This window comes from uncultured Deefgea sp., from assembly GCF_947072475.1.
Lineage (GTDB): Bacteria > Pseudomonadota > Gammaproteobacteria > Burkholderiales > Chitinibacteraceae > Deefgea.
In genome coordinates, this window is record NZ_CAMTIA010000018.1 from 22,007 (window position 1) to 46,748 (window position 24,742).

26 protein-coding genes are annotated in these 24,742 nt (G+C 47.9%); 16 read left to right on the forward strand and 10 right to left on the reverse strand.

The features are described from left to right. The first annotated feature begins 18 nt into the window (after positions 1 to 18). From Q0V82_RS08045 to Q0V82_RS08075, 7 genes are all read left to right on the forward strand, one after another. The gene (locus Q0V82_RS08045) at positions 19 to 237 is read left to right on the forward strand and encodes a hypothetical protein (protein ID WP_297574471.1); all 219 of its coding nucleotides are present in this window, start codon (positions 19 to 21) and stop codon (positions 235 to 237) included. Positions 238 to 335: 98 nt separating this feature from the next. After that, positions 336 to 1,619: a hypothetical protein gene (locus tag Q0V82_RS08050; RefSeq protein ID WP_297574473.1), complete on the forward strand. Its 1,284-nt coding sequence runs from the start codon at positions 336 to 338 to the stop codon at positions 1,617 to 1,619. A 4-nt stretch (positions 1,620 to 1,623) separates the two neighbouring features. Then, positions 1,624 to 1,971 (forward strand): DUF2523 family protein, encoded by a 348-nt coding sequence (locus Q0V82_RS08055; RefSeq protein ID WP_297574475.1) that lies wholly within the window; start codon positions 1,624 to 1,626, stop codon positions 1,969 to 1,971. Positions 1,972 to 1,991: 20 nt separating this feature from the next. Continuing rightward, entirely contained in the window at positions 1,992 to 2,138 is a 147-nt protein-coding gene (locus Q0V82_RS08060) for a hypothetical protein (protein WP_297574477.1), read from the forward strand. Between the two features lie 3 nt (positions 2,139 to 2,141). Next, on the forward strand, positions 2,142 to 3,287 hold the full coding sequence (locus tag Q0V82_RS08065; protein WP_297574479.1) for a zonular occludens toxin domain-containing protein: 1,146 nt from the start codon (positions 2,142 to 2,144) through the stop codon (positions 3,285 to 3,287). Further along, positions 3,280 to 3,489, forward strand: coding sequence for a hypothetical protein (locus Q0V82_RS08070; protein WP_297574481.1), 210 nt, complete (start codon positions 3,280 to 3,282; stop codon positions 3,487 to 3,489). The genes Q0V82_RS08065 and Q0V82_RS08070 overlap by 8 nt, the downstream gene beginning before the upstream one ends. A 64-nt stretch (positions 3,490 to 3,553) precedes the next feature. Next, a complete protein-coding gene (locus Q0V82_RS08075; protein WP_297574482.1) occupies positions 3,554 to 3,991 on the forward strand; it encodes a hypothetical protein in 438 nt (145 codons plus the stop codon). A 780-nt stretch (positions 3,992 to 4,771) separates the two neighbouring features. On the opposite strand, the gene Q0V82_RS08080 is transcribed toward Q0V82_RS08075, so the two are convergent. Further along, on the reverse strand, positions 4,772 to 5,494 hold the full coding sequence (locus tag Q0V82_RS08080) for a hypothetical protein (protein WP_297574484.1): 723 nt from the start codon (positions 5,492 to 5,494) through the stop codon (positions 4,772 to 4,774). Between the two features lie 181 nt (positions 5,495 to 5,675). On the opposite strand from Q0V82_RS08080, the gene Q0V82_RS08085 reads away from it, so the two are divergent. Together Q0V82_RS08085 and Q0V82_RS08090 are read left to right on the forward strand one after the other, a co-directional pair. Continuing rightward, positions 5,676 to 6,758, forward strand: coding sequence for a class I SAM-dependent methyltransferase (locus Q0V82_RS08085; protein WP_297574487.1), 1,083 nt, complete (start codon positions 5,676 to 5,678; stop codon positions 6,756 to 6,758). 128 nt (positions 6,759 to 6,886) lie between these two features. Then, on the forward strand, positions 6,887 to 7,180 hold the full coding sequence (locus tag Q0V82_RS08090; RefSeq protein WP_297574490.1) for a RepB family protein: 294 nt from the start codon (positions 6,887 to 6,889) through the stop codon (positions 7,178 to 7,180). Here the strand turns inward: Q0V82_RS08090 and Q0V82_RS08095 are convergent. Beyond that, positions 7,177 to 8,223: a tRNA-dihydrouridine synthase gene (locus Q0V82_RS08095; protein WP_308445221.1), complete on the reverse strand. Its 1,047-nt coding sequence runs from the start codon at positions 8,221 to 8,223 to the stop codon at positions 7,177 to 7,179. The genes Q0V82_RS08090 and Q0V82_RS08095 overlap by 4 nt on opposite strands. 37 nt (positions 8,224 to 8,260) lie before the next feature. On the opposite strand from Q0V82_RS08095, the gene Q0V82_RS08100 reads away from it, so the two are divergent. From Q0V82_RS08100 to dapD, 5 genes are all read left to right on the forward strand, one after another. Next, entirely contained in the window at positions 8,261 to 8,848 is a 588-nt protein-coding gene (locus Q0V82_RS08100; protein WP_226762820.1) for a LexA family transcriptional regulator, read from the forward strand. A gap of 58 nt (positions 8,849 to 8,906) precedes the next feature. Continuing rightward, complete coding sequence (gene queF / locus Q0V82_RS08105) at positions 8,907 to 9,734, forward strand: NADPH-dependent 7-cyano-7-deazaguanine reductase QueF (RefSeq protein WP_297574495.1); 828 nt, start codon at positions 8,907 to 8,909, stop codon at positions 9,732 to 9,734. 9 nt (positions 9,735 to 9,743) lie between these two features. Then, positions 9,744 to 10,268 (forward strand): peptide-methionine (S)-S-oxide reductase MsrA, encoded by a 525-nt coding sequence (gene msrA, locus Q0V82_RS08110; RefSeq protein ID WP_297574498.1) that lies wholly within the window; start codon positions 9,744 to 9,746, stop codon positions 10,266 to 10,268. Positions 10,269 to 10,355: 87 nt separating this feature from the next. Beyond that, positions 10,356 to 11,558 (forward strand): succinyldiaminopimelate transaminase, encoded by a 1,203-nt coding sequence (gene dapC / locus Q0V82_RS08115; RefSeq protein ID WP_297574501.1) that lies wholly within the window; start codon positions 10,356 to 10,358, stop codon positions 11,556 to 11,558. A 78-nt stretch (positions 11,559 to 11,636) separates the two neighbouring features. After that, the gene (gene dapD, locus Q0V82_RS08120; protein ID WP_297574504.1) at positions 11,637 to 12,458 is read left to right on the forward strand and encodes a 2,3,4,5-tetrahydropyridine-2,6-dicarboxylate N-succinyltransferase; all 822 of its coding nucleotides are present in this window, start codon (positions 11,637 to 11,639) and stop codon (positions 12,456 to 12,458) included. A 123-nt stretch (positions 12,459 to 12,581) separates the two neighbouring features. On the opposite strand, the gene rpoS is transcribed toward dapD, so the two are convergent. The 8 genes from rpoS to rmuC form a co-directional block, all read right to left on the reverse strand. Continuing rightward, complete coding sequence (rpoS, locus tag Q0V82_RS08125; RefSeq protein WP_297574508.1) at positions 12,582 to 13,541, reverse strand: RNA polymerase sigma factor RpoS; 960 nt, start codon at positions 13,539 to 13,541, stop codon at positions 12,582 to 12,584. A 7-nt stretch (positions 13,542 to 13,548) separates the two neighbouring features. Continuing rightward, complete coding sequence (locus Q0V82_RS08130; protein WP_297574511.1) at positions 13,549 to 14,526, reverse strand: peptidoglycan DD-metalloendopeptidase family protein; 978 nt, start codon at positions 14,524 to 14,526, stop codon at positions 13,549 to 13,551. Positions 14,527 to 14,565: 39 nt separating this feature from the next. After that, positions 14,566 to 15,195 (reverse strand): protein-L-isoaspartate(D-aspartate) O-methyltransferase, encoded by a 630-nt coding sequence (locus Q0V82_RS08135; protein WP_297574514.1) that lies wholly within the window; start codon positions 15,193 to 15,195, stop codon positions 14,566 to 14,568. Positions 15,196 to 15,215: 20 nt separating this feature from the next. Further along, positions 15,216 to 15,959 (reverse strand): 5'/3'-nucleotidase SurE, encoded by a 744-nt coding sequence (gene surE / locus Q0V82_RS08140; protein WP_297574517.1) that lies wholly within the window; start codon positions 15,957 to 15,959, stop codon positions 15,216 to 15,218. A gap of 57 nt (positions 15,960 to 16,016) precedes the next feature. Beyond that, positions 16,017 to 16,898, reverse strand: a complete 882-nt coding sequence (locus Q0V82_RS08145; protein ID WP_297574519.1) for a DMT family transporter — start codon at positions 16,896 to 16,898, stop codon at positions 16,017 to 16,019. A 114-nt stretch (positions 16,899 to 17,012) separates the two neighbouring features. Continuing rightward, positions 17,013 to 18,152, reverse strand: coding sequence for an aromatic ring-hydroxylating dioxygenase subunit alpha (locus Q0V82_RS08150; RefSeq protein ID WP_297574522.1), 1,140 nt, complete (start codon positions 18,150 to 18,152; stop codon positions 17,013 to 17,015). A gap of 229 nt (positions 18,153 to 18,381) precedes the next feature. Then, a complete protein-coding gene (acnB, locus tag Q0V82_RS08155) occupies positions 18,382 to 20,967 on the reverse strand; it encodes a bifunctional aconitate hydratase 2/2-methylisocitrate dehydratase (RefSeq protein ID WP_297574525.1) in 2,586 nt (861 codons plus the stop codon). A 496-nt stretch (positions 20,968 to 21,463) separates the two neighbouring features. Then, on the reverse strand, positions 21,464 to 22,948 hold the full coding sequence (gene rmuC, locus Q0V82_RS08160) for a DNA recombination protein RmuC (RefSeq protein WP_297574528.1): 1,485 nt from the start codon (positions 22,946 to 22,948) through the stop codon (positions 21,464 to 21,466). A 72-nt stretch (positions 22,949 to 23,020) separates the two neighbouring features. Between rmuC and flgA the strand changes: the two genes are divergently transcribed. Both flgA and Q0V82_RS08170 read left to right on the forward strand, forming a co-directional pair. Then, a complete protein-coding gene (gene flgA / locus Q0V82_RS08165) occupies positions 23,021 to 23,716 on the forward strand; it encodes a flagellar basal body P-ring formation chaperone FlgA (protein ID WP_297574531.1) in 696 nt (231 codons plus the stop codon). Between the two features lie 87 nt (positions 23,717 to 23,803). Then, positions 23,804 to 24,721 (forward strand): bifunctional riboflavin kinase/FAD synthetase, encoded by a 918-nt coding sequence (locus Q0V82_RS08170; protein ID WP_297574535.1) that lies wholly within the window; start codon positions 23,804 to 23,806, stop codon positions 24,719 to 24,721. Positions 24,722 to 24,742 lie beyond the last annotated feature (21 nt).

Here is a 24,742-nt window from a genome sequence, read left to right on the forward strand (position 1 = left end):
TCTCTAGGAGAGATAATCATGAAATTTTTAAATCAAGCTAAACGTTTTGGCGCTGTTGTTGCTCTTGGTGCTTTAGCTACTCCAGCTTTTGCTGCTGGTGGTATTGGTGATATTTTTGCCGCTGTTGATCTTACAACCGTTGCCGCTTTTGTTATTGCAACAGGCGTTCTAATTGTCGGCGTTGCAATGGCCTTTAAAGGCATTGATCTGTCTAAACGCGCTGTTCGTAAAGCTTAAGGTTTAGACATGATTACAAGCGCATTAGTAGCCCTTTTTTATTCTTCCGTTGCACTAATCGGGGCTATTAGTGCGTTTGTGTTTGTTGGGTCTATAAAATGAAGTTATTACTTGGTATATTTTTCTGTTTTACATCTTTTTATATTTCTCAAGCGCAGGCTAGACCTTTATCTTATACCTACTTTTCTGGCAGCATTAAAGTTTCTGATTATATTGCTTTTTCATTAGATGCCTGTAGAACATCATTAAATAACTGTGTAATTTCTGCTGATAGTTGTCCTTCTCGATTACCCTTAATTGGTCAAACTACTTATTGTCAAGTAAATACCAAGGGCAATTCAAAATCACCGCCTAATTCTTTATTAAATGGCCCTATATCAAATTTTTCTATTAAAGCTTCTGAAGCCCCACCTGATGATAAGTGTTTGGAAAAGGCTCAGCAGCCCGCTGGTAATATTTATTCACAGGTTCACGGCGCACGTGATGAAAGTTTAACTCAACATGACCCGACTATCTTAGATAAAGAGGCCATGAAAAAACAACGTTCAGAATTAAATTACACTTCTTGCATCAATGAATGTAAAGCCGTTGCGACTGGCGGCCCGATTCGTGAGGGTGGCTCTTTAACTTTTGGTTTTGAGGGTACGCATCAAGTATACGTATTAATTCCTGCAATTTATTCTGGTCAACAATGTGCTGAGTCCGACAGCAAAGAACCTTCTGCCGGAGGAACAAAGCCTTCTGATCCCAAAACATCAGCAAAACCACAATCACAGAATGATTGCCCTTCTGGCTCTACATTCGGCACAGTGAATGAAATCCCTTCTTGTGTAAAAAATGCCCCTAAGCCGGATACTGAGCCCTCTAAAGATGATGGGAAGCTTTGCATTTATAATTGTGATAAATGGGGCATTCCTTCTACTGACAAGCCTACCGATGGCGGCAATGGCAATCCTGATTCGAAACCTTCGGGCGGCGGCGTGACGGGTGACGGTCAGCAAGATAAACCCATGACGGGTGGCGGCACGGCTGGCGAAAAAGTCGAAGCCAAGGATGAAGAAGGTAATGACGTTTCGGGTGATAACGCAGGCTTTGCCGATATTGAGCAAGATTCAATATATAAGTCAAAATATAAAGACGTTTCTTTCGGCAAGATTTGGACTGATAAAAAAGACGCCTTATTGCAAACGGGTTTTATTGCAGGCATTACCGAGTCATTCCCTACTTTTCAGAAAGGGGGCTCTATTCCGAGTTATTCCATTGATTTTTCTGCCCTTGGTCTCGGTCGCTCTAATCTTGAAATAGATCCACGCGTTTGGTTGTTTATTAAAGCCTGCATTATCTTAACCGCCTGCTTTACAGCTCGCAAAATCATTTGGTGATTAAATGGCAGCGCTTTTAATTCCGTTTTTGGTTGCCATTCTTGCAAAGTTTGTTGCGTTTGCTGGCTGGATTGCCGTATTGGCTACGATTGTTTTTGCTTGTTTTTGGCTGCTCGGCACCGACTTTGCTAAATGGGCTTTTGAGCAAATGCTGGATTTGCTTATTTTCATTTTAAAAGATGTTGAGATTGATTTTAAATTTCTCGATCCAAATCAATATGTAACGATTCCTCCCGAAGTAATGAATTTTATTGGTCTTTGTGGTTTGGATTCGGCAATGGCAATTATTTTAAGTGCAATCATTATTAAGATCACACTTCAATTAATACCGTTTACTCGTCTTGGTTCTTAATTTTATAAAGGATTTATTTTATGGCTATGGAATTGTTGGCTGATTTAGAAATTGCCTGTGAAGAAGGCGACCTTGAAACCGCTGAATTTATTTTAGAACAACTCGAAGAGCATGATGATTTAGATATTGGTCACTGCATGTTTCAAGAAGCATTCCCACAAGGTTAAAAAATGTTAAACATGATTTTAGGTCAGCCAGGTGGCGGCAAGAGTTATGAAGCCGTGGCTTTTCATATTCTGCCAACGCTAGAAGATGGCCGAAAAGTCATTACAAACCTTCCTTTAAATCTTGAAGCTTTTTATGGTGCGGTGCCCGAATCTCGCAAGCTCTTAGAAATTCGTACTAAAACCAAAGCAGAGAAAGGCCATTGCTTTGCTGTTCGCGCTGATTTTGAGGACGATTGGCGCTGTCCTGAAACTGGTCGCGGCGCTTTATTTGTCATTGATGAATGCCACAAGATGTTCCCGCGTATCGGTTGCGATAAAGACGTACTAGAATTTTTTGCTGAACACCGTCACGCGGGGATTGATATTATTTTGGTGACTCAAGCTTATGGCAAGATTCATAGCGATATCCGCGACATGGTGCAAATGGTCTACCGCGTTAAAAAGATGATGGCCTTTGGCAAGTCAGATCGCTACATCAGAAAAGTACAAGATGGCATTCGCGGTGAAGTTATGAGCACTAGCGAACGTGATTATGAATCTAAGTATTTTCAGTTTTATAAAAGTCATACCGCTTCGGCCACTGCGGTGATTGAGTCCGACGCAAAAGATATTAACCCAGCATTTAAAAAATGGTTTATTGGCTCCATTGCTTTTATCGTTCTGCCGTTGCTGTTTATTGGGTATAAAGCTTACGCCATGTATTCAAACGATACGGCGGTAACTCAGTCAGATGGGGAGGGGCCCCCGCTTGCGGGGAGGGCTCCCGATTTGACTTATGTTACGCCGCCCTATGTTCCGTCCGCATCTTCTGTCGTTGCTGAGTTGTCACCAGAAGAACCTGCTAAGCCAGAAGCAGAGATAGCAAGCGAACCCAAAGACCACCCTTTTAAAAGCCTTAATTTACATTTGCAAGGTGTTATGACCTCCGGTGCGCGTACTTTAATGACTTTTATAGTTACACAAAATGAACGCCCGATTAATCAAATTTCTAGCGACGAATTGATTAAAGCCGGTTATCAAGTTACCTATGTTTCTGATTGTGTCGCTAAGCTGCAATATGAAGGCATTGACCCGTTTTTCGTCGTATGTAGCTTGCCCAGTGCTGCCCCAGTCCCTCGAAACGACTCTTTAGGACAATCCCGTGTTTAAGATTATCAATTTTATTTTTGGTTTAATGCTTGGCGGCCTAGCTGCTTTTTCTCATGCTAGTGATTCACAATATTGCAGCGATGTGAATCGGCAAATTGAGTCCGTCCAGAATCAGCAACGGGCTAAATCTACGCAATATCTGCGCGACGAATACAAGCGGCTCTCTGATCTGAAATATAAATATTGTATGAAAGGTTATTAATTAACCTTTTCTTGGTCGCTTAAATTTACGTAAACTGCGTCAATCTATTTTTAGGTTGATGCAGATGAACTACGATATGGATTCGGCGCTTTACCGTCCTGCCCCTCGCTCTAAATTCATCCCCGCCCTTTTAGTTGTTTGCTTGCTCTGTTCTTCGTTGCTGCTTTGGGCTTACTTTTCCGGTCGATTGCCGCATTACACAATAATGGTTCGAGGCAACACCCTTGAGCTTGTTCGTGACGACCCTGCGCATTTGTCTGCCACTCTGCCCGCTCCTGTAGTTGCTGATGACCCTCAGGATTTATTTGTCTCGTCGCACCCTGAAGAGACTTATATTGAACGGGATGCCACGCTTTCATTTAAAGGTTTGCCAGCTCAAGAAGTTAAGGCCCCAAACCCAAACCAGATTTATAAATGCAAAACGGCTGCTGGCTCTGTTGTGTATCAGCAGCAAGACTGCATTTCGACAGGTCATTCTCTTGTTGAGGTTTTATTTAATTGATTTTGATTTAGCCAGGCACAACATTGTCATTTTCGTGCCCGGCTAATTTATTGCAGTTGTCGCAGCAAGGCGAAGCCGCCGCGATCGCGACGGTTTTGCTTTTGACGTTGCTTTTGAATTTGGAAGCCAAGAAGAATTAACGACGTTTAAAGGGCCGCACTGCATGGTGTTCGGCCTATGAAAAACGAATCTGTCCGCGCTGGTCTCGCCGGAGACCAGTAGCAACCACCACCCTGTAAAAAAAGAACGCCACGTAAAGCAACAAAAATGCCCCTCTGCGTTCGCTGCCCTCACCGCTTCGCAAATGATTACCGCACCCTAAAAACCGGTTTTAACTCTGTCTGAGTCCTCCTTGTTTGTCTTTGATTCTTACAAAACCAAGCGAGAAAGGTTTTAGAAAGAATCTGTATAAAATCACAAATCTCAAAAAGAACTCCGAAATGTGGGGGTGTGCAGTAATACCCCCACTTTGGCTCATGGGTGAGCCACGACCCCAATTTATGTCCACAATGGCTCACGGGTTTTTACCAATTCTTACAGACTGTGCTTTAATACCACTTCACCGCTGATTTAATGGGTATATTTCCACAAGCCTTTAAATACAAGGCTTTGGCTTGTACACCACTTTGGCTAGCGTCCTGTACATAAGAACCATTATGTAAAGTAAAATAACTGTATTGACTCAAGCCGGTGCCAGTATTGGGTTTGCTGTGTTTTGGCGTGTATTCCTTTGTTGGTATGTCCCGAGGTCTCGCTCACTCAATCCCCTGCTCGTGCAAATTAAGCATTAAAACAATCGTCATGCCAGATTTTGCTGAGTCGATTGTATTGGTCGCGCAAATATTGGGTTGAGTTCACTCGTTGCTGCACGCGGATGCGCTCACGTTCGGATTCAATGTTTTTGCAGTACGGCGAGTCGCGCTTGGATTCGTTGTTGATTCGTGCAATCGCCGGGCTGTAGGTTTCTGGCGATGAGCTGACTGCGTTGGTTTGGAATGCGTCGGCTCTAGAATGCTGCAATTCAGGTTGGCTTAAGACCTTGACCGGCGTTAGGCCGTTGTCTACACAATGACTGGTTTGATAAACAACCCGGCCTTCGGCGGAAAGGCATTTCACTATTTGAGTTGAGTTTGCTGTTTCTGACTGGTAGCCGTTGGTCACTATTGTGTGATCAGATGGATCCGCGTGCTGAATTTCCAATGTCGAGCCTGAGTCTGGTGTATTTTCAGCATAAGCGTTTAAGGCTTGGCGATTGGCGGCGATGACTTTACGGTTGGCGTCATCAATTGCTTCTCCCTTTTGCGCTTGCTCGGCCAAATATTTGACGTCGTCACGAATGAACTCAATCTTATTGTCGTCGATTAAGAAAGTGTAATGCGGTAAAACGCCCGCGCGATAGGCGCCAAAAAGCGCAGCGCTCAATATGCAGAAAAACACAACCATCGGTAAGATTCGATTGGGTTTGACTGGCTCATTACCCATTCTGTCGTCGGTGTAGTTCATGCTTTGGCTGGCCTGTAGGAGTTTGATTTGAGTATAGGCTTACATAAATACGCGAGTGTGGCCACCGCCAGCCAAGGGGTTGGCCTGCGATTGCGCGGCGATGCGGCGGGTTTGGTGTTGAGCTGTTAGAATTGCGCCTCGAACAAGATCGCTCGATCTGTAGCTTTATAAAGAAAATTTGATGTCCGCTGATTTACTGCCCTCTGCGCCGTTTGCTGCGCTTAATTTGCAACGCTATCCCGTTAAACATGCCAAAGATTTGCAGGCCTGGGATGCTGCAGATGCGTATTTAGCCAGTTTTATCCGCAAAGACGCTACGTTTGTTTTGCTCAATGATAGTTTCGGCGCTTTGCATGCAATGGCAATTCAATGTGGCGCTGCCGCCGTCTTTCATATTAATGATTCGTGGTGTTCACGGCATGCGATCGAACAAAATACGCGCGCAGATTGGATTGATTACGTCGATCAAAGCGTGACTTGCGCCATGGTGAAGTTGCCCAAGTCGCTGTCCATGCTTGAGGCGCAGCTACTTCAGTTGGCTAGTGGGGTAACGACACCCGTCGAAGTGTATTTTTCGGGCATGCAAAAGCACGTGAGTAATGGACATTTGGCGTTAATCAAGCAGTATTGTGATGATGTTGAGTACCTTCCAACACAGCGCAAAGCCAGAATGTACCGTGCTAATTTGCGGCCGAATCAGCAGCGTATGCTGCCCTACTGTCAGTCAGTGCCTGAGCTTGGTTTGACATTGCAAAATGTGGCTGGGGTTTTTGCTGAGCAAAAAATGGACATCGGGTCACGTTTTTTTATCGAGCATTTTTCGCAGTTACCTTCGGCAAAAACGGTAGCCGACGTGGGTTGCGGTAATGGCTTACTGTCTTTGGCTTATCATCAGCGCCATCCTGATGCGGCTTTGTATTTGTATGACGAATCAAAGGTGGCGGTTGAATCGGCGCAACTCAGTTTTGCGGCCAATTACCCGCAGGCGGCGGTAGAGATTTTGCATCGTGATGGATTGGTGGATGTGGCCCAGCAGTTTGATTTGATTTTGATTAACCCACCATTTCATCAGCAAAACACCATCACCACCGACATCGCCAGCAGTATGTTTACGCAAGCCAAGCGATGCATGCATGCCGAGAGTGAATTGTGGGTGGTTGCGAATCGCCACTTGGATTATCAGGCGGATTTAAAAAAGCAATTTCGTCGAGTCCATGTCGTAGCGCAAAATGCCAAGTTTGTGGTTTTAAAAGTCATGCGTTAACTGCGCACGCGGCGCTTTAAGTGTGGGTGGTAATTGTTTGCTTAAAGCCAATCTAAGGTCGTTGCCTATTGTCTGAATGCGCGTTCTGCAGGATAATAGAGCGCCATAAATTCGCGACATGTCACACTATGAAGCACCCTAGCGATCAGCATACGCTTGAACTCCCTGAAATCCCCTTATTAAAGAAGCGCGGTCGTCCAGCAATCCATGGCAAACCGATGAGTGCTGCCGAGCGCAAGCGCCGCTCGCGCTCGATGCAGGTCGGTCGCGCGACGCGCGATCACAATCAACGGCTGCCTAAGGCGCTCTCAGTTGAAATTGACGCGAGTTTACATCAACGCCTAAAGCGCTATTGCGAAGCTAATGGCATGACGCAGATCGAAGCTTTAGAGCAGTTAATTCAAACTTTGCCGGAGACTTAGTCGGCAACTCGCACGAATGCTGGGTACGCTTGTTCGATTTCTTCGGGTAAATTCAAGGTTCGAATTTGCTGGAATAAAGTCTCTGCCTCGGGGTAGTGTTTGCGTAGATAGTTATGCCACTGCTTTACCCTGCCCGCTTGATGTTTTGGATAGCAATGCGTTAAAACTTGCTGCCAGAACACAAAAAACAACGGTTGCAACTCTGGCCAGCTGAGTGCTCGCCCCAGTTTGGCTTCTAAAGCCAGGCCTGGATTGGCAACAATGCCGCGCCCCAACATAATGTCATCGCAGCCTGAGATTTGTTGGCAACGTTTAAAATCGGCCAAAGTCCAGATTTCGCCATTGGCCACCACCGGGATGCTGATATTTGATTTTATTTCTGCAATCCATTCCCAGTAGGCAGGTGGCTTATAGCCATCGGTTTTTGTGCGGGCGTGAACCACTACCTCGGCGGCACCGGCACTGGCAATCGCTTGAGCACAATCAATCGCCTGGGAGGTATCTTCATAGCCAAGGCGCATTTTGGCGGTTACCGGGATATGCCCCGGGGTGGCTTGACGAACCGCGCTGACAATCTGATAAATTACTTCGGGCTCTTTGAGTAAAATCGCCCCGCCGCGATGCCGGTTGACGGTTTTGGCTGGGCAGCCAAAGTTTAAATCAATACCAAAGGGGTTGAGCTCAGCCAGCTTGGCGGCATTCTGTGCCAAGCACTGCGCGTCTGAGCCCAAAAGTTGTACACGTACCGGTACGCCATTGTGGGTATGACTCCGAGTGTTGAGTTCGGGGGCAATTCTTTGGAAGGTGCGGTGCGGCAGTACGCTACCACTAACGCGAACAAACTCGGTAACGCAGAGATCGACCCCGCCAGCACGGGTCAAAACGTCGCGTAGTACGCAGTCCAACAGCCCTTCCATGGGCGCTAATAAAATCCGCACGGCAAACTCAAGCAATAAAATAAAGTGCCATTGTAATCGACTGCCGCCCTGCTTGTGTACGCTAGTTACACGCCCTGCTGGCTTGACATTAGAACGAACGTTCAATACGCTATAGGGATATATCGAAACTACGAGGTGCCCGATGGCCAACCCCAATCGTGATGCAGAATATCTGGGCAAACTGCAAGACTACTACGCGGATTACCGCAACATCCCCTCGTACTCGGCCATTGGCGAACTATTAGGCATGGCCTCAAAATCGGCAGTGTCCGCACTGGTTAAGCGCCTAACGTTGGCGGGCTTTATTGAGGTCACACCAGATAAGCGCTTGGCGCCCACTAAACGTTTTTTTGAGCGCGAATTGGCTGATTTTAACTTACCTGCTGGCTTGCCAGCAGCGGCCAATGATGCGATGAGTGAAGCTATCTCGCTGGATGAGTTTTTGATGCCACGACCGGCGTCGTCGATTTTGGTGAAAATCAAAGGCGACTCAATGATGGAAGCCGGCATTTTTGATGGTGATATTGCCGTGGTCGAAAAGCGCCATGCCGCCTTGGTTGGTGATATTGTCGTGGCGATTGTGGATAACGAATACACACTAAAAGAGCTAGGCAAAGACAAGTCGGGTTACTTCTTGATCCCGCACAATGCCGACTACAGCATTATTCGCCCAGAGGCGAGTTTGGAAATTTTTGGCGTTATGGTGGGTTTGGTGCGTAAATACCGATAAAATGCAGTTGATTATTGCCCACGGTTATAGCCGTTAAACGATTTATGGATGCCAAGCAATGAGTGAAGTTGAGTTTTCGCCGCTAGGAAAAACGAGCGAATATATTACAGAATATGACCCTAGTTTATTGTTTCCTATTGCCCGCGAGCAAAAGCGGCTAGAAATTGGGGTTAGTGAAAATCTGCCTTTTTTTGGGGTGGATATCTGGAATGCCTATGAGCTTTCTTGGTTGAATACCAAGGGTAAGCCGCAGGTGGCGATTGCAAGCTTTCATATCCCAGCCAATAGCCCAAACATTATTGAATCCAAGTCGTTTAAATTGTATTTAAATAGCTTCAATCAAACCAAGGTTGATGGCTTTGCTCAGCTGGGCGAGTTGCTGCAAAAAGATATTTCGGCGGGTGTAGGCGCAACCGTTCAAGTGAAGTTGACTGAGCCAGCCTTATTTGCACAACAGCAAATGGCCGAGCTCAGTGGCTACAATATTGATAATTTAGATATTGATGTTGATCTGTATTCGCCTAAATCCGGTATTTTGCGTTGTGAAAACACTGAGGCGACCACAACTGAGACGCTGACTTCGGATTTATTAAAGTCTAACTGCCTCGTTACAGGTCAACCCGATTGGGCGAGTGTACAAATTCAATACACCGGCACAGCAATTAATCGTGAGAGTTTGCTGCGTTATTTAATCTCGTTCCGCAATCACAACGAATTTCACGAGCAGTGTGTTGAGCGGATTTTTGTTGATATTATGCGCGATTGCGCGCCGCTGAAATTGGCAGTTTATGCCCGCTATACGCGACGTGGCGGTTTGGATATCAATCCATTTAGAACCAATTTTAATGCCGCTCAACCCAGTAATGCGAGAACGGCGCGTCAATAAGGAGCGGTTATGCGTGAAACAATCACTTTGGCTGGCGGGTGCTTTTGGTGTTTAGAAGCCGTGTTCCAGCAAGTGCGCGGTGTTGAATCTGTCGTTTCGGGTTATATGGGGGGGTATGTCGATCAGCCTGAATATGGGCAGGTCTGTGAGGGCCATACTGGTCATGCCGAGGTGGTGCAGATTGTGTTCGATTCGAGTGTGATTACCGCCGCCCAATTGCTCGACATCTTTTTTGCCATCCATGACCCGCACACGCTTAATCGGCAAGGTAATGATGTCGGCACCCAGTACCGATCGGCTATTTTTGCGAGCAGCCCAGAGCAACTGATTACAGCAGAAAACAAAATTGCGGCGCTTGCACAGCAAAGTGCTGACGCTATTGTGACGCAGGTCCTGATGGCTGCTGAATTTTGGCCTGCCGAGGTAGATCACCATAATTATTATCGCTTGCACTCGAACCAGCCGTATTGTCGGGCAATTATCGAGCCCAAGCTAAAGAAATTTATGCGCGATTTTGTAGAGAAAGTGCGCTAAGCCTTGCTTTTACTGCTTCTTGCGTGGCGCAGGCGCGGCGTAAGAGGTTATAATTGCCGTCTTCCCTAACTGCCTAAGAGCCGCGCAATGTCGCCGCGACTAAACTTACTTCAGCCCTACCCTTTCCAAAAATTACGCCAACGCTTTGCTGCTTTGACGCCAAATCAGGATTTAAAGCCGATTAATTTGTCGATTGGTGAGCCTAAACATGCCGCGCCAGAATTGATTAAAACGGCGCTGATTGACAATCTGTCGGGTCTGTCGAGCTACCCAGCGACCTTGGGCTCAGACGATTTGCGCAGCAGTATCAGTGAGTGGCTTGCGCGTCGATATGATATCGCTGCGCCCAATCCGCTGACAGAGATTTTACCGGTCAATGGCAGTCGTGAGGCATTGTTTGCTTTTGTTCAGGCCGTTATTGATCCTACGCGTGAGCGCCCGGTGGTGTTGTCGCCTAATCCGTTTTATCAAATTTACGAAGGCGCCGCATTATTGGCTGGCGCTGAACCTTGGTTTGTCAATTGCACGGCGTCGCAGCGATTTCAGCCTGATTGGGGTAGTGTTCCTGAGGCGGTTTGGGCTCGAACGCAGGTGGCATTTACGTGCTCTCCAGGTAATCCTACCGGTGCGGTGGCATCGCTGAATGATTGGCGGGATTTGTTTGCTTTGTCCGATCAATATGGTTTTGTGATTGCCTCTGACGAATGCTATTCAGAGATTTATTTTGGCGATAACAAGCCGCTAGGCGGACTTGAAGCCGCGCGTCTACTGGGCCGAGATTACACGCGGCTCGTCGTTTTTTCTTCATTATCCAAACGCTCAAATGTGCCCGGCATGCGCTCAGGTTTTGTTGCGGGCGACGCGCAGATTCTGGCAAAATTCTTGCTGTATCGAACGTATCACGGCTGCGCCATGAGTCCTATGGTCATGGCCGCCAGTGCCGCCGCGTGGCGCGATGAAACGCATGTGATCGAAAATCGTCAACTGTATGCCGAAAAATTTGCCGCTGTAACGGGTGTTTTGCAAACCGTACTCGACCTTACCTTGCCGGATGCGGCCTTCTACTTATGGGCTAAGGTGCCAATGGATGATGAGGCTTTTGCTGCCGGTTTATATGAGCAGCAGCATGTAACTGTTTTGCCGGGCTCTTATTTGGCGCGTGAAGCGCATGGCGTGAATCCGGGGCTCGGTTACATTCGAATTGCACTGGTCGCCCCGCTAGCTGAGTGCATAACTGCGGCGAATCGTATTGTGAATTACTGTAAGACATTAAAGCAATCTACGCCCTGATGCCTTTCGCTTGCTGGCATTTGTTGCGTAAATTTAAGATATATTTCTATTGATCTGCCAACCCGAGGAATACTCAAGATGAATCATTTGCAAGCCATTATTGAAACTGCATTCGAAAACCGTGCGGATATTACGCCGAGCAATGTCTCTACTGATCTACGTGTTGCAGTCAATGAAGTGATCGCCGCTTTAGATCAAGGCCAGCTTCGTGTGGCAGAAAAAATTGATGGCCAATGGTTGACCCATCAGTGGCTTAAAAAAGCAGTTTTGCTTTCATTTCGCATCAACGACAACGTGGTTTTAGACGGTGGTTGCACGCAGTTTTTTGATAAGGTGCCGAGTAAATTTGCCGAGTACACCGAAGAAGATTTTCGTGCTGGCGGTTTTCGTGTGGTGCCAAATGCCATTGCCCGCAAAGGCGCTTACATTGGCAAAAACGTTGTATTGATGCCGTCTTACGTCAATATTGGTGCTTTTGTTGACGAAGGTACCATGGTGGATACTTGGGCAACGGTGGGTTCGTGCGCGCAGATTGGTAAAAACGTTCATCTTTCTGGTGGCGTAGGTATTGGTGGTGTGCTTGAGCCATTGCAAGCTGGCCCGACTATTATCGAAGATAATTGCTTTATCGGTGCGCGCTCAGAGGTAGTTGAAGGCGTAATCGTTGAAGAAGGTTCGGTCATTTCAATGGGCGTTTACATTGGGCAATCAACGCGCATTTATGATCGTGAAACTGGCGAAGTCACTTATGGCCGCATCCCTGCGGGTTCGGTGGTGGTTTCGGGCAATTTACCGTCTGCCGATGGTAAGTACAGCTTGTATTGCGCGGTAATTGTGAAGAAAGTCGACGCCAAAACACGCTCAAAAGTAGGAATTAACGAGCTGTTGCGCGGCATCTAATTTGGTCTGTTGTGCATAAAAATCCCCGATTCAGCATTGCTGTTCGGGGATTTTTTATTGAACTGAACTGAATGTGGGGTATGGCTTGGATGGTTTGATTTGGTCTGACTTTGAAGTGATGATTTAGAGAACCACGTCACGGGCTACGCCATAGCGGCGCAAAATACGGCGCAATTGATCGAGTGCTTCGATTTGAATTTGCCGAACACGCTCTCGCGTTAAGTTAAGATTGGCGGCCAAATCTTCTAAGGTACAGATTTCATAGCCATTGAGTCCATAGCGACGCTCGATCACCATCCGCTGCTTGTCATTGAGTTGCTTGAGCCACTCTTTGACGTAACGCTCGACTTCGGCATTTTGCAAGATGGCTTCAGGCCCATCATGCTGCTCATCAGGGATCGATTCGCCGATCGAAAGCATGGGGTCGATATCCAGTGGCGCGTCTAATGAGGCAACACGTTCATTTAAACTCATGACACGGCGGACGTCTTCGACATTTTTGCCGACTAAATGCGCGATATCTTCAATGGCGGGTTCGTGACCTAAGCTGGCTTCAAGATGTCGCTGCGCACGTAGATAAACATTTAATTCTTTAATGACATGCACCGGCAGTCGAATGGTGCGGGATTGATTCATGATCGAACGCTCGATACTCTGGCGAATCCACCATGTTGCGTAGGTAGAGAAACGAAATCCACGCTCTGGATCGAATTTTTCTAAAGCATGCATCAAGCCAATATTGCCTTCCTCGATCAAGTCCAGCAAAGTCATGCCACGGTTGATGTAATGCTTGGCGATATTCACCACCAAGCGTAAGTTGTGTTCGATCATTTTCTGTCGCGCAGAAAAATCGCCCTGCACCACGCGGCGTGATAGCGCGCGTTCTTCGTCAGGGGTTAGTAATTTACTTTGCCCGATCTCGTTGAGATAGATTTGCGTTACATCACCCGTGCTTTCGGCGGTGTAACGGTCTGTTTCTTCTTTGGCTTCGGTATCGACTTCAGCATCATCGGAATCTGCCTCAATGAGTTCATCATCTTCGTCAGCAAGATCTTCTTCTAAAATATCGATTTGATCGCTCATACAGCCTCTAATTCAACTTGATGTAGTTGCTCGGATCGACCGGCTTACCAAACTTACGTAATTCGAAGTGCAGCTTGACCTGATCGCTATCGCTATTCCCCATTTCGGCGATTTTTTCGCCTTTTTTTACTAGATCATTTTCTTTGACGAGTAATTTGCTGTTGTGCGCATAGGCAGACAGAAAACCATCACTATGCTGAATAATGAGCATTCTGCCATAGCCCTTTAATCCAGAGCCGGCGTAAACAACCTTACCGCTGCCTGATGCAACTATAGATTGCCCCATTTGTCCTTTGATATCAATGCCTTTGCTTTCTGGGGTAAAGCTAGAGCTTACTTTGCCTGCCGTCGGCGGCGCCCAGATGCCGCTAATGGTGTTACTCTCGCTCGAATTTAAGTCCACTGTAGCGCCTGATTTCTCTACGTTTACTGCCTTAGAGGCCGACGCAGGTGCACTGGCTGGTTTACTGCTCGTTGATTTGCTGGGGCTTGAAATATTTTGTTGTTTTGCAACAACAGCTTGTCCTTCGGCGAGTGCGGCAATGCTACTTGCGGTTTGCTTAGAATAAGGCGCTTTAATCGCACGAGGGTATTGCTGGGTAGTGGCCGGTTGATTTGCTAAGGTGCTGGTCGTCGTGCCATCGGCGAGCAACGGTCTAATTTCTACGCCCGATGTGGTGATGGTCGAATTGGCCGGGCCAAGACGCAAAACCTGACCAATTCTAAGGCCATTCACGTCTTCAATTTGATTCCAAGCGACTAGATCTTTATAACTAACGCCATTTGCAAGTGCGATGCGATAAAGACCATCACCCGCTTTGACTGTATAAGTGTTGATCGAGCTTGGGCTAGGTGTCACGGCAGAAGTTGGCACAGCAACTGGCGTATGACTGCGATCAACAATCGGCGCGGGTGGATTTGGCGTGCTAGAGCAGGCGCATAAGACGAGGGTTGAAAAAACAGCGCTAAATCGAATTGCACTCACGCGCGTTCTCCTTTTGTTGGGGTAAATTTGGGCGATGGATTACGAAATTCCGGATAGCAATGGGACGAATTTAACTTTTTCCAGTCGAGTTTCTGTAAAACCTGCGTCGAGTCGCTCAATCATTCTTAATTCTTGATCTACATCGCCAACGGGGAACACTAAACGCCCCCCAATGTTGAGCTGATCCATGAGGTGCTCTGGCACAATGGGGGCTGCGGCAGTAATAATAATGGCGTCAAATGGCCCAAGTTCGGGCAGACCGTTACTGCCATCGGCGTGACGCAAACGCGCATTATGCACGCCTAACGTATTAAGTCGATCGCGGGTATTACGCACTAGGCCAGCAATTCGCTCAATGCTATGCACTGTTTTGAAGATTTTAGCCAAAATGGCCGTTTGATAACCGCAACCACTGCCGATTTCCAGTACTTTATTGTGCTCAGGCACGGCAAAAATGAGTTCTGACATTCTGGCGACGATATAGGGCTGAGAAATCGTTTGGCCAAAGCCAATCGGCAAAGAGAAATCATCATAAGCTTTGTGTGCTAAGGCCTCATCGACAAAAGCGTGCCTCGGGATTTGTCCCATGATGGTGAGGATGCTTTCGTTGCAAATGCCTTGAGCACGAAGGCGCTCTATCATTCGTGTTCGGGTGCGGACGGAGGTCATGCCACTACCTTGCTGCAGCATTATGCATTTACCCACTGAGTCATAAAATCAATTTGTTGATGGGCGGTTAAGTCAATAGACAGCGGTGTAATCGATACATAACCATTCGCAACAGCGTCAAAGTCAGTGCCGCTGCTGGCATCGGCGACTTTACCAATGGGGCCAACCCACCAAATCGGCTCACCGCGCGGGTTTTCATCTCGGATGACCGGGGCCGATTTATGACGTCGACCTAATCGCGTGATTTTGGTGCCAGATAATGCCTCGTAAGCGACGTCTGGGACGTTCACATTGAGTAATACCGCGCCACGAAATGGATTTCGAATAAAACGTTGCACTAAATCATTGGCCACTTGTGCCGCAGTTTCAAAATGCACTGGATTATGGGATGCCAATGAAATTGCAATCGCAGGAATACCCAGCAAAAAACCTTCAGTGGCTGCGGCGACGGTGCCAGAATAAATCGTGTCGTCGCCCATATTCGGGCCGTGATTAATGCCAGCAACCACCATGTCCGGCAATTCAGGCATTAAGCCGGTTGCGGCCAAGTGTACGCAGTCGGTGGGCGTGCCATTAATATAAAAAAAGCCAGCAGCAGACTGCTTGACCGACAGTGGTCGATCTAGTGTCAGTGAGTTGCTTGAACCACTTCGATCGCGCTCCGGCGCGCAGACAAAAGTGTCGCCCAGCCCACCTAAAGACATGGCTAAGGCTGCGAGCCCTGGAGAGAAATACCCATCATCATTACTGATTAAAAAACGCATATTTGACGCCCTTTGCCGGGGGATTAAGTACTTTTTAGTTTGCAAAAAACAACGATTTTATGATGAAGTTCGGCTTGATCTGGCGCCGATCCCTGCAAATACAATCATCAGCATGGCGACGATTGCGAGTGACGTAGGGGCGTCGCCCCAAACCATCCAACTGAGCAAGGTAGAAAATAGTACCGTTAAATACGACAAGCTAACCATCACCAAAGAGCGCCCTTTGCGATAAGCGCGTGTCATCGCTAATTGCGCGAGTGTGGCACAGCTACCCATACCCAAAACAATCAATCCATCGTGCACGCTGGGCCGAAGTAATGGTTCGGCTTGTAGTAGCATAAAAAAGCCAGCACCCAAGGTAGAAATCAATGAAAAGTAAAATACGGTTCGCCACTCTGGCTCGCCGATTTTCCCTAGCTCGCTGACGTTCATATACGCCACGCTTGCCAGTAGGCCAGACAACAACCCCATTAATCCACCCAACCACTGCTCGGCAGCCATCGTAGGCTGTAATAAGCTGACAACGCCGACAAATCCCAATGCAATACTGCCTAATAATTGCCAATGCGGCCATTGCTTTTGACGAATCATCGTGATTAATACAAAAAACAGCGGAGAAGTGTAATTGAGTGTTACTGCCATGGGTAGTGTGAGCTGACTAATCGCATAAAAATACAGCATCAACGCAATAAATCCAGCCAGACTACGTGACAGATGCATTTTAAATGCCAGATAGCTCACTTTGAGTGTTTTGCCTTGCGGCAAAATCATTAAAGCAATAAAAATCAACCCTGCGGCGCAGCGATAAAAAACCAATTCCGCAGTACTAAAATGCGCTGAGCCCAGCTTAACGAATACACCCATGATGGCAAAAGAGAGGCTGGCCAGCAGCATCCAAAATGAGCCCGATTCACGACAGTAAGCAATTATTTGCTGCATAAATCCTTGGGTATGTCGATGTAAGCAATGATTTTAAAAGGCTGCCAAAGTATACAGCAGCTAAAATCAAAATACTGTTGAATAAAAACAAAGGCCGCCGAAGCAGCCTTGGGCTTATTTCGTATCGTGCGCTGGTATATATCCAGCGAGCTCACGCCGTAAAAATTGATGAAAATGTCGCATCCCATCTTCCATCGGGCTTTGATAAGGGCCGACTTCATTGCGCCCTTGTGCATACAGCGCCTGTCGCCCAGCTTCCATTCGATTGATAATTTCTACATCTTCGACCGCGGTCTCTGCGTAAGCCGCCTGCTCGGCTGCAATCAATTCAGGCTCAAAATACGCAACATCTTCTGGGTAATAAAACTCGACGACGTTTTTGTAACTACGCGGCCCAGTCGGAATAATGGTCGAAATCACCAAGGTATGCGGATACCATTCAACCGTAATATTGGGGTAATAAGTTAGCCAAATTGCACCATGTTTGGGTGTTTTGTCTTGTGAATACCGCTTAACCTGACGATGCCAATCTTGGTAAACCTTAGAGCCGGGCCTTGCCAAATCATGGTGCACGCCAACGGTTTGTACTGAGTACCAGTCGCCAAATTCCCACTTAAGTTGATTGCAGTCGACAAAACGCCCCAAGCCGGGATGAAACGGCACAACGTGATAGTCTTCGAGATACACCTCGATAAAGGTTTTCCAATTGCCTTGGTACTCGTCAATGGTCACGCTATGAAAAACATACTGTGAAAAATCCAGGTCTTCACGCACGCCTAGATTTTTTAAATCGCGTTCGATATCGCGCCCAGACTCAAATAACAGGCCATTCCATGATTGCAGCGCGGTCTCGGGTAAGTGCAAGCAGGGTTTTTCACTAAAGTGCGGCGCACCTAATAATTGGCCGTGCTGATCATAAGTCCAGCGGTGCAAAGGGCAAACTGTATGTGCTGCATTGCCGCGACCTTCCAGCATGGTGGCTTGGCGATGGCGGCAAATATTGGAAAACAGTTTAACGCCCTCATCGGTACGTTTTAAATAACGCGCACCCTGACTTGACTCAAGAACATGGTAATCACCCGCCGCAGGCACCATCAGCGCATGGCCGATATAGCGTGGACCTGGATTGAAAAGTTGTTTGATTTCTTGCTGATAGAGTGCTTCATCAAAATAGGCCGCCACTGGTAGTGGTGTCGTTAAATCAAGCGCAGCATTGGATTCTTGTGGCGTGGTTACTGTAGCCAGATTGGACATGTCCAATACCCCCTGGGCTAGAAGGTCTTGCCACTTTGTTCGTCAAGATTACCGACGCCCGATGGGTGGGCAAGCCATCAAATGAAAAAAATCAAACCCATGAGTTTGATGCGAAAAAAGGCGCTAATTTTGCCCGACATTCAAACGCCAAGCAAGAAATAAACAGTGCGCAATGAAGCGCTTAGCAAAAAAAAGACCCGCAATGCGGGTCTTTTGGCGTGTGGGCTAATTAAACCTTAACTTGATCCGCCTCGGCTTGATACGACTCAATTTGATTGAAGTTGAGGTATTTATAAACTTCAGCTGATTTTGGCGCCAAAATAGCCACGTCCGCCATGTATTCAGCCACGGTTGGAATACGACCTAAACGCGATGCAATCGCCGCCAATTCAGCAGAAGATAAAAACACATTGGTGTTTTTGCCTAAGCGATTTGGGAAATTACGCGTTGAGGTTGAAACCACCGTCGCCCCCTCGCGCACTTGGGCTTGATTACCCATGCACAATGAGCAACCTGGCATTTCAGTGCGCGCACCCGCCGCACCAAAGGTGCCGTAGTAGCCTTCTTCAGTCAGCTGCTCTGCATCCATTTTGGTCGGTGGTGCAATCCACAGTTTGGTTGGCAAGTCGCGCTTGCCTTCCAGCAATTTACCTGCCGCGCGGAAGTGACCGATATTGGTCATGCAAGAGCCGATAAACACTTCATCAATCTTGGTGCCGGCCACTTCAGACAAAATCTTCACATCATCCGGATCATTCGGGCAAGCCAAGATCGGCTCTTTCACATCGGCCAAATCGATTTCGATGATCGCCGCATACTCGGCATCAGCATCCGGCTCGATCAAGCTTGGATTAGCCAACCAGCTTTCCATGCTCGCGACACGGCGTGCCAAGGTTTTTGCGTCGCCATAGCCGTTAGCAATCATCGACTTAAGCAATACGATGTTGGATTTGAGGTATTCGATAATGGGTTCTTCGTTCAGACGAACCGAACAACCGGCAGCAGAACGTTCTGCTGATGCATCCGTCAACTCAAACGCTTGCTCAACCTTCAGATTTGGCAAGCCTTCAATCTCAAGAATGCGACCCGAGAAAATGTTTTTCTTGCCGGCTTTTGCTACGGTCAACAAACCGGCTTTGATGGCGTACAAAGGAATCGCATTCACCAGATCACGCAAAGTGATGCCCGGCTGCAACTCGCCTTTAAAACGAACCAATATCGATTCAGGCATATCCAGTGGCATCACGCCAGTTGCTGCCGCAAACGCCACCAAGCCCGAGCCCGCTGGGAACGAAATACCGATTGGGAAACGGGTATGTGAATCGCCACCCGTACCGACGGTATCAGGCAACAACATCCGGTTAAGCCAAGAGTGAATCACACCATCGCCCGGACGCAATGAAACGCCGCCGCGATTGCGAATAAATTCTGGCAAGGTGTGGTGAGTTTTAACGTCAACGGGCTTTGGATAGGCCGCAGTATGGCAGAACGATTGCATCACTAAATCGGCCGAGAAGCCCAAGCATGCTAAGTCTTTTAGCTCGTCACGCGTCATCGGTCCGGTGGTGTCTTGCGAGCCCACTGAGGTCATTTTTGGTTCGCAGTAAGTGCCAGGGCGAACGCCTTGACCTTCGGGCAAACCACAGGCACGGCCAACCATTTTTTGTGCTTGCGTAAAGCCTTTGCTCGACGCGGCTGGATCTTGTGGCAAACGGAAAATCGTTGACGCAGGCAAGCCTAATGCTTCACGCGCTTTTGACGTTAAGCCACGACCAATAATCAAGTTAATCCGGCCGCCGGCGCGAACTTCATCGAGCAATACGTCGGTTTTTAACGCAAAAGTGGTGATGACTTGGCCGTCTTTTTCGACTTTACCTTCAAAGGGGTAAATCGTGATGACGTCGCCCATATTCAAATTCGTGACATCAAATTCGATCGGGAGCGCGCCGGCATCTTCCATGGTGTTGAAGAAAATCGGAGCGATTTTTCCGCCGATGCAATAACCACCAAAGCGCTTATTCGGCACGAATGGAATGTCATCACCGGTCCACCACAATACCGAATTCGTTGCTGATTTGCGGCTTGAGCCGGTGCCGACCACATCACCGACATAGGCAACAGGGTGACCTTTTTTTTGCAGCTCGACCAATTGCTTCATGGGGCCCACTGCGCCAGGTACGTCAGGATTGATGCCTTCGCGTGGGTTTTTTAGCATCGCCAAGGCGTGCAATGGGATGTCTGGGCGCGACCAAGCATCTGGCGCTGGCGACAAATCATCGGTATTGGTTTCGCCGGTGACTTTAAACACCGTCACCGTAACTTTGGCCGGCACTTCTGGACGGCTAGTGAACCATTCGGCATCGGCCCATGATTGCAGTACCGATTGGGCGTTGGCATTGCCGGCGTCGGCGAGTTCTTTAACATCATGAAAGTAGTCGAACATCAGCAAGGTATTTTTTAGGCCTGCTGCGGCGATTTCGCCTACTTCAGCGTCGCCCAATAAATCAATTTGCGGTTTGATGTTAAAGCCGCCCAGCATGGTGGCCAGCAATTGCGTCGCTTTGGCGCGAGAAATTAAACGACAGCTGTCGCGACCTTGTGCGACCGCGGCTAAAAAAGCGGCTTTAATTTTGGCCGCGTCATCCACCCCTGCAGGTACCCGATGTGTAATCAAATCCAGCAAAAAGGCTTCTTCGCCTGCGGGTGGGTTTTGTAGCAAAGCAATTAAATCGGCGGTTTGCTGAACAGACAATGGCAATGGCGCAATGCCTTGCGCGGCACGCTCAGCAACATGTTGACGGTAGGCTACTAGCACGGCGATACCTTTTTTTGAATTTTAAGGGGAGGAAAACTTGATCAAAAACAAATCCGAATCATTTTACCTGTTGTCCTGCGTGCTGTGAACCAATCAGTAGCCCAATTGGGCCGACTACATTTACAGTGCAGCATTGCCCCGCTGATAAACATTTATAACTGAATGAAAATTTCGAGTAACACTTTGAATGGAATCAAAGAGATAGCGCATAGGTTTAGTGCAAAATTTCGCATAAAAATATAGCTTAATATTAGGGGTATATACAGCTAAACTTTGTATATTAAGCGCCACACGGATATACCCATCAAATATCATTTGATTTATAAATAGGTGGCATTTAAACGGCTACTGGCAAAATAAAGCGTGCTTGGCAATTTTTGGGCTCAACAAGCAATGCGCCTCGGGATATTCCCCAATAAAACGATTTCTCATCAAGAAAGAAACACGCCAAGCATGATTTGTGACGTTTTCTCTCTTGAAACCACCGCCCAATGACTCACTCCGCCTCAACCGCAGCCAGCACGGGTGCGCCCTCGCCTTCAAGGCGTACTTGCTCAATATTGACAAACTGACGGGAAATTTTTTCACTGGTAATGCTCACTTCAAGCGCGTCTTCATGGGCTTGACGAATGTGCGTGGCGAGGTTTTTCATCCGTTTATCAAAACGGCCAAACTCTTGCCCCAGCTTGCCCAGCGCGTCTTTGATGATGTGCACTTGTTTGCGCGTCTCAACGTCTTTAATCACCGCGCGCGCCGTATTGAGCACCGCCATTAGTGTGGTTGGCGACACAATCCACACCCGGCGCTTCATCGCATACTCGACTAACTCGGGGTGGTAAGCGTGAATTTCGGCAAACACCGCCTCTGCCGGAATAAACATCACTGCGCCGTCGGCAGTCACATTCGGAATAATGTATTTATTGGCAATGTCATCCACATGTTTTTTAACATCAGCTTTAAAAAACCGGGTTGCGGTTAGCTTATCCATATCACCACCAAACATTCGGTGATAGTTTTCTAAAGGAAATTTCGAATCCACTGCAATGGTGCCGGTGGGTTCGGGTAGTTTTAATAGGCAATCCACTCGAACACCGCCCGGCAGTGTGGCTTGCAGCTCATACGTTTGTGCCGGCAGGACATTGCTGACTAAATGATCCAGTTGCACCTCACCAAAAGCGCCGCGCGAGCGTTTGTCACCCAGTAGTTCTTGCAAGCTCACTACATTGGTGGTCAAGCCATCGATTTTCTTTTGCGCTTCATCAATGGTGGCCAGGCGCGCCATCACATTGGCAAAAGTTTCATTGGTTTTTTTAAAGCCTTCATCCAGGCGCTCAGTGACTTTGCCGGAAATCTCAGCCAAGCGTAAATCGGTCGCCTTGGTGAGCTCTCCTACGCTGGCGGTCAGTGTTTGGCTCGATTGCAGTAATGCCGCCTGTAATTGTTCCATTTCGCGTTTGGATTGTTCAGCCAGCATGGTGGACAATTTGAGCAGCATATCTTCGCGTAAGGCATCTTGTTTACCTTGCAATGCCGCCGAAATATCACTGAGTTGCTTGAGCATTTGCTCACGAGACTCGCCAAGGCTGGCCACCAGCGTGAGTCGCAAGGTGGCCAGTGCTTCACTTTGCACCGTTTGCATTCGCACAATCGTTTCACGGCTGTCTTTCATTTCATGATTAACGCCGTTACGCAAACGCTCAAATGACTCACTCATGCTGTCACGTAAGCGCTCGCTAGTCCGATTGACAGTTTCATTAAGTAAGCTACCGTGCTGAATGAGTCCTTGCTGCATCGATTCGGTTTGTTTACTCATGCCCTGATGCAAATCATTGAGCATCTCACGATGCTTACTCTCTAAATCTTGGCTTAAGGTGTCGAGTACCTCACGCTGGGCGTTTGCCAGTTGATGTAAGCGACTCACCACCAAGATACCCGCCAATAAAACCACCAGGGTTGTCACTCCAAACAACAGTTCTAGCATAATGTGGCGCGTCCCAATCCCAAGAAAACGACGATTGTAGGCTAAGGCATACGATGCGACTATAATTTGCCAATGCGAAAAATTTTAATCTCTAGTTTTACGGTGCTTTCGAGTCTGCTTACACCGCTCTTTGCGGCTACCAGCGGCCAAGATTTGAAAGTCATTACTCATGAAGTCAATCAATGGCTCAATGCTGAATTAGCCAATAGCCCCGGCATGGCTTCGTTTGAAGTCCGCCCAGTCGATGCGCGGCTCAAATTGGCGGCATGCGAGCGCCGTGAGATCAGCCTGCCTGCGGGCTATCGCTTGCTGGGTAATACCATGCTGCGGGTTAAATGTGTAGATGGCGCCAATTGGAGCTTTAATTTACCAACCAAAATTAGCATTGCCGTCAGCTACGCAGTCGCGGCCCGACCTTTAGCGGCCAACCAAATCCTGGATGTCGGTGATATTGCGATGCAGCAAGGGGATCTTGGCGTGTTGCCGGGCTCGGTGTTTTTGGACCCAACGTCGATTTTAGGGCGAACACTCAATAGTCCGGTTTCAGCGGGACAAGCGCTGCGCCAAGAACAACTACGGGCCTCGATGGTTGTGTTGCAAAATCAAAAAGTAAAAATCATTTATCGGCAAGACGGTATTGAGATCACCAATGAGGGTATTGCGATGAATGCGGCGGCTGAAGGGCAACCAGTGCGAGTACGTCTGGATAAAAACAAAATCATCAGCGGTACGGCGCAGCAAGGCGCAATCGTGATGATGGGCCAGTAAGCCAAAGGTTATTCTGACAATTTTCACGCGAGGCGTTAGAATCTTAGGTTTGATGATTTGCCGCCTAGCGCGGCCACGATACGCTCAATGCATGTATTACGCGGCACTCCGCACACCCCACTTCCTCGTTCTGCACTCACGATTGGCAATTTTGACGGCCTGCATTGTGGACATAGTGCCATGTTGGCGCGGCTAAAAGCTGAGGCGCAAGCGCGCCATCTGGTGAGCGCCGTTATGACGTTCGAACCGCATCCGCGTGAATTATTTACACCGGACGCTGCGCCGGCGCGTTTAACCAGTTTGCGCGAAAAAATCGAGCTACTGCGCGAAGCAGGGATTGATTACCTGATTGTGCAGCATTTTAATCGCGGCTTTGCCAGTATCGACGCCCTCACCTTTCGTGACAGTATCGTTGCTCGACAGCTCAATGCACAAGTGGTGTTAGTGGGGGATGATTTTCAATTTGGCGCTAAACGCAGCGGCGATTTTAATTTACTCGCAGCGTCGAACGACTTTGAGACCTATAGCTTGCCAACGCTTAGGCAAGATGGCGAACGCGTGTCATCAACCGCAGTGCGTCGGGCACTCCAATCGGGAGACATGGCGCATGCCGCCAAACTGCTTGGTCGACCGTATTCGATTGCGGGCCGAGTGGTGGGCGGCGATCGTTTAGGTCGTGAATTTGGTTTTCCAACGGCCAATATCCAACTCAAGCACAATAAACCGCCATTGTTCGGTATTTTTATCGTTGAGGTTTTAGGCTTAGAGCGCACCTATCAAGGCGTTGCCAGCCTTGGATTTCGGCCAACGATTCATGGCGGTGATATCAAACCCAAACTAGAAGTCCATTTGTTTGACTTTGATCGCGATATTTATCGCCAGCATTTACGTGTTAACTTCCTTGCCAAATTGCGCGACGAAGAAAAATACCCTGATTTTGATACGCTGATCGCGCAGATTCAAAAAGATTGCGATCAAGCCCGCGCTTGGTTCGCCGCGCGTTAACCCATTGAGTACAAAGAGACG

Bases quoted from the DNA above. Each gene is read 5' to 3' on its own strand.
- Q0V82_RS08045 (WP_297574471.1), top strand. From the start codon at position 19: ATGAAATTTTTAAATCAAGCTAAACGTTTTGGCGCTGTTGTTGCTCTT.
- Q0V82_RS08050 (WP_297574473.1), top strand. From the start codon at position 336: ATGAAGTTATTACTTGGTATATTTTTCTGTTTTACATCTTTTTATATT.
- Q0V82_RS08055 (WP_297574475.1), top strand. From the start codon at position 1,624: ATGGCAGCGCTTTTAATTCCGTTTTTGGTTGCCATTCTTGCAAAGTTT.
- Q0V82_RS08060 (WP_297574477.1), top strand. From the start codon at position 1,992: ATGGCTATGGAATTGTTGGCTGATTTAGAAATTGCCTGTGAAGAAGGC.
- Q0V82_RS08065 (WP_297574479.1), top strand. From the start codon at position 2,142: ATGTTAAACATGATTTTAGGTCAGCCAGGTGGCGGCAAGAGTTATGAA.
- Q0V82_RS08075 (WP_297574482.1), top strand. From the start codon at position 3,554: ATGAACTACGATATGGATTCGGCGCTTTACCGTCCTGCCCCTCGCTCT.
- Q0V82_RS08080 (WP_297574484.1), bottom strand. From the start codon at position 5,494: ATGAACTACACCGACGACAGAATGGGTAATGAGCCAGTCAAACCCAAT.
- Q0V82_RS08085 (WP_297574487.1), top strand. From the start codon at position 5,676: ATGTCCGCTGATTTACTGCCCTCTGCGCCGTTTGCTGCGCTTAATTTG.
- Q0V82_RS08090 (WP_297574490.1), top strand. From the start codon at position 6,887: ATGAAGCACCCTAGCGATCAGCATACGCTTGAACTCCCTGAAATCCCC.
- Q0V82_RS08100 (WP_226762820.1), top strand. From the start codon at position 8,261: ATGGCCAACCCCAATCGTGATGCAGAATATCTGGGCAAACTGCAAGAC.
- queF (WP_297574495.1), top strand. From the start codon at position 8,907: ATGAGTGAAGTTGAGTTTTCGCCGCTAGGAAAAACGAGCGAATATATT.
- msrA (WP_297574498.1), top strand. From the start codon at position 9,744: ATGCGTGAAACAATCACTTTGGCTGGCGGGTGCTTTTGGTGTTTAGAA.
- dapC (WP_297574501.1), top strand. From the start codon at position 10,356: ATGTCGCCGCGACTAAACTTACTTCAGCCCTACCCTTTCCAAAAATTA.
- dapD (WP_297574504.1), top strand. From the start codon at position 11,637: ATGAATCATTTGCAAGCCATTATTGAAACTGCATTCGAAAACCGTGCG.
- rpoS (WP_297574508.1), bottom strand. From the start codon at position 13,541: ATGAGCGATCAAATCGATATTTTAGAAGAAGATCTTGCTGACGAAGAT.
- Q0V82_RS08135 (WP_297574514.1), bottom strand. From the start codon at position 15,195: ATGACCTCCGTCCGCACCCGAACACGAATGATAGAGCGCCTTCGTGCT.
- surE (WP_297574517.1), bottom strand. From the start codon at position 15,959: ATGCGTTTTTTAATCAGTAATGATGATGGGTATTTCTCTCCAGGGCTC.
- Q0V82_RS08145 (WP_297574519.1), bottom strand. From the start codon at position 16,898: ATGCAGCAAATAATTGCTTACTGTCGTGAATCGGGCTCATTTTGGATG.
- Q0V82_RS08150 (WP_297574522.1), bottom strand. From the start codon at position 18,152: ATGTCCAATCTGGCTACAGTAACCACGCCACAAGAATCCAATGCTGCG.
- rmuC (WP_297574528.1), bottom strand. From the start codon at position 22,948: ATGCTAGAACTGTTGTTTGGAGTGACAACCCTGGTGGTTTTATTGGCG.
- flgA (WP_297574531.1), top strand. From the start codon at position 23,021: ATGCGAAAAATTTTAATCTCTAGTTTTACGGTGCTTTCGAGTCTGCTT.
- Q0V82_RS08170 (WP_297574535.1), top strand. From the start codon at position 23,804: ATGCATGTATTACGCGGCACTCCGCACACCCCACTTCCTCGTTCTGCA.